The 3,849-nt window shown below is 43.4% G+C and carries 4 protein-coding genes; all 4 read right to left on the bottom strand.

Going from position 1 to position 3,849, the window contains the following annotated elements:
• A partial coding sequence (locus tag WEIDD23_RS04285; RefSeq protein WP_062358784.1) for a KxYKxGKxW signal peptide domain-containing protein occupies positions 1-1,928 on the bottom strand: 1,928 nt, incomplete at its 3' end.
• A gap of 273 nt (positions 1,929-2,201) precedes the next feature.
• Positions 2,202-2,498, bottom strand: coding sequence for a hypothetical protein (locus tag WEIDD23_RS04280; RefSeq protein WP_010373051.1), 297 nt, complete (start codon positions 2,496-2,498; stop codon positions 2,202-2,204).
• A gap of 251 nt (positions 2,499-2,749) precedes the next feature.
• Positions 2,750-2,959, bottom strand: coding sequence for a hypothetical protein (locus WEIDD23_RS04275; protein WP_137636360.1), 210 nt, complete (start codon positions 2,957-2,959; stop codon positions 2,750-2,752).
• A gap of 11 nt (positions 2,960-2,970) precedes the next feature.
• Positions 2,971-3,744: a hypothetical protein gene (locus tag WEIDD23_RS04270; protein WP_010373045.1), complete on the bottom strand. Its 774-nt coding sequence runs from the start codon at positions 3,742-3,744 to the stop codon at positions 2,971-2,973.
• Positions 3,745-3,849: the final 105 nt, after the last annotated feature.

Raw genomic sequence — 3,849 nt, 5'->3', positions numbered from 1 at the left:
AATGCGTTGATTTCTTCAGAAGTTGTTTCGCTAGCTTCTGGGTTAATTGTAATCACATCTCCAAGGTTAGCCAAAATAGTGCCATCTGCCAACTCGCTAATATCTGAGTCTGATGGTGTCTTGTAATCAACCGGGACAGTTCGCGTTCCAACCGTCAAGTTAAACGCATTAGAATTATCATCAGAGGACGTATCTGGTTGGGTGATTGTCACACCCATTTGGCTGTAGTTTCCACCCGTTGCAGCCTTAAATCCAAGTGCCATCGTCATAACGTTAACTGTTCCGACCGTTCCTGAACTTACCACTCGTCCCTGTGAGTCATACACCGTCAGTGTTCCTGTTCCATCACCATTTGGTGTGAACTTTGCTGTGAATCCCATAACAATTTGTGGTGTTACATCACTTTGTGCATTGGAAGCAATAGTATCCCTAATAATAAATCCAGTCGTAGTTGTTCCCGCAACATATGAGAATTGTCCCTTAGCATCACCCGTGCTCCATTGTGTACCTGCCAAAGAGGCTACGGCACTCGAAGCATTGATGATTCGTTGGTCCGCGGTAGTGGCTGCAACCAAAGAGCCATTTCCATTGGTGTGACGGAATCCAATCATCCAATCATTGGCAGTTGCCTGAGTAAGATCACCAAATCCTGATTCATTATTCTTCCAAGTATCGATTCCCCATAAGAATGCATTGGCATTACCATTAACCCCTAACGCTCCTCCAGGCGTTTTGCTACCCGTTTGAACAGCTCCTTTATCGTCCTTAATTGTTGACGTACCCAACTTATTTGGATCTGTATCCATCAACACCAAGCCAATAAAATCTCCAGGCGTTGAAATAGTCGTCATATTCAAATCAAAGTTGATTGTCCATTGCTTAGTCATGTCAACTTTTTTGTTAAAGGCTACGGCACCCTGTTGCGTTGCACCGTTTGTCAGAGTGTAATAAACACGATTGCCCCCAGTCGCTGCTAATGACGAGTAATAACTTGCTTCTGACTTCAACATACTTGCTTGGCTAGATGATACGCCTGACATTTTTACATCGGCCACAGAACTAAGACTAGATGCGATTTTTTTCGCATCAGAAGCAGTCAAAACCGCTGACTTAACCGCCGTTCCGTTTGCTGAAAAGTACGACTGAATATTACCTTCAGTAACTGATAGATAATGTGGATCGTTCGCTGTTGACTTTGCGTTTTCAGTAACCTTTGCATATCCACCAATTTTGTTATCGGCATCTGAAAGCGTCGCAATCGTACCTGCCGTCTTCAAGGAAGAAGTTGGCACGTCCGCTAACACCGCACGCATTGCAACAATTGAACCAGCTGCCTTAGCAGACTCAGCAGAAGACATCATTGATGACATCGCAACTGAATCGTGGCCATTCACAACAGGCGCAACAGATGATGCAACACTTTCAACTACTGATGAACTTTCAACAACCGTAGAACTCTCTACTGATGCTGAAACGCTGGCAATCGGCGTAACTGATGCAGAGACACTTGAAGAAGCCTCAACTGAAGCGGAAACGCTTGCTGGGGCTACAGAACTCTCGACATCTGATGATGAACTAACTGCTTCGCTGGCAACTACTGAAGAAACCACTTCAGATGATGCACTAACCTCAGTCACAGCTGGTACTTCAGATGCAGCTGAAGAAACTGATGCAGACGCTGACAACGTCACCGTCGTTGCCGATTGTGACGTTGCAGCTGCTTCATCAACCTTAACGACGGCTGGATCAGTTCCTGACGTCGTATTTGCAACTTGGTCAGCAGAGGCTGTGCCTTCAGCCATTGCAACGGCACCCAAAATAGATACAGCAGTAATTCCTGCAACCATCCACTTCTTGCCGGCCTTATACATCTTGTAGTGCTCTTTGGCGATGTAATCTGCTTCGCTCAAAATCTTGTTATTTTTCATACTAAGCTTTCCCTCTCTTGTATCCTGAAAAATATCTATATCAACGCCAATTTCCAAACTGTTGATTATAGTGATTTATTTCTGAAATCTACTTCTGGAACAAATCACTACAATCAACCTTTTGCAGTCTGAAAATCAGGTTTGGTATAACACAACTATCCGATAAAAAATCATATCTTTCTGAAAAGTGCCAGAATTAACACAAATTCAAAAATAACTTTACATATTTTAAGACCTAAATATAAATCTCGCTTGAAAAAAGTCTTGCGCCGATTATTTGTTATCCGCCGAATCATATCGCAACGTATGATAGTCAAAACGCACTTGATCAGGTCCATATGCCTTCGTCAAATTTGTCTCCTCAATCACCTTGCGAATACGATGGACACTTACATGTAAATCTTTTGCCATTGCAGCGACACTGGAATATCGGTGTTCCCCATCAATCACGTATGGACCGCTTTCGGAATACGTATCCCAAAGTTGTTTCCCTAACGAAGCAACTTCAGCATTCATAATGTCACCATCATATTTGCTAGCCACAGCTAATAATTGTGGTACCCAATTCATGATAGTCCTCCCGATTCTTAACTTTATCTGTTGATATTTTACGCGTCAGGTACCGTTCTTTTTTCAAACGGTCAAAAATTGCGCTAAAAACATATTAAAAGTAAGCTTTTCGGCCTGAATCACGTTAAAACTATGCTAAAACATGTCAAATTTGGGACAAAAAATCTCTTGCAAACTAAAAAATCTCAACTTTCAGACTGGGCGTTTTTCGCAAGTCTGATAGTTGAGATTTTTGCTGTATTTTGTGTGGCTTAACCCTCGAAGCGGACACCACGTAACAAGTCCATCACGTCACGGTAGTCATCACGATCAGCATCGGTCGCCGTTAGTTTATTCTCGCAAATATTAAGCGTTTCATTCGCCCCAACTGATAAGGGCACCCCCGCGATTTGGGCAGATTTCACACTACGGTACAATTCCGTCACGTAACTCCGCACCTTAGTCAAATCTGTCTTTTTCATAATTTCGTCAGTTAATACTGGTTCCATTTTTCAAGTAATTGACTAATCGCAATATATTCAGCTGGATAGGTTGCAACCGCCAACTCCAAGTGAACTTCTTGGAAGAACGTCACTAGCTCTGGTAACGTATCCAAGCCAAAGTGCGCAACCTGCGCATGAATGCTAGCAATAACCTCGTTCATAAAGTCATTGCTACTTTCTTGAAACGCCGTTAACGAACCAGGAAAAGTCGTTAGCAACTGTTGCAGTTCGGCTCCAGTCGTCTCACTATTTTGGAAACCAGCCTCTAAAGCATCGTACACGTTTGCCAAACTAGGGTCTTGTCGCGCTGGTTCGTAGGCCGTTAAGAAGTCGGCGGCAATGCGGCGCAGCATCTCCGGATGATTTTCATTAAGTTCAACTTTCAAATGACGAATCAAGTTACGCAAGTTAGTTAAATCGGCACCCAGTTTATTAACTGAATCAGGCCGAGCATCATTCAGATTAATTATCGCTTCTGTGACTTCCTTCTTCGCTGTAATAAAGGTTGGGTGTGACTCAACGTGCCACGTCGCTGCTAAATCTTCTAGCCCCTTGATCACGCCCATGGCGAAAGCTTTTAGTTCAGCCGGTTGAATGACTGAACAATTCCATCCATTATTTTCAACATCCGCTAGCTTAGCCTCAGCCGTCATTTGCAGTAAGCTTTGCCCGTCAGGCACTTGATCAAACGTGCGTTGCAAAGCGCGGTGGGCCGCGTCTGCCAAAGCATCATACATCGACTTTGTAGGATTTAAGTTATTCATCTTGTTCCTCCCACAACGTAAATTTCTTCATGATATTACGGCCATTGTACCGTCAGCGGAACAAGTAAAACAAGCAAAACGTTCTGACCTGCAGAATCTAAAAAA

Source organism: Weissella sp. DD23 (assembly GCF_001579105.1).
Taxonomy (GTDB): Bacteria; Bacillota; Bacilli; order Lactobacillales; family Lactobacillaceae; genus Weissella; species Weissella cibaria.
The sequence above is the reverse complement of the archived record's forward strand: the minus strand, read 5'-3'. Positions and strand labels throughout refer to the sequence as shown.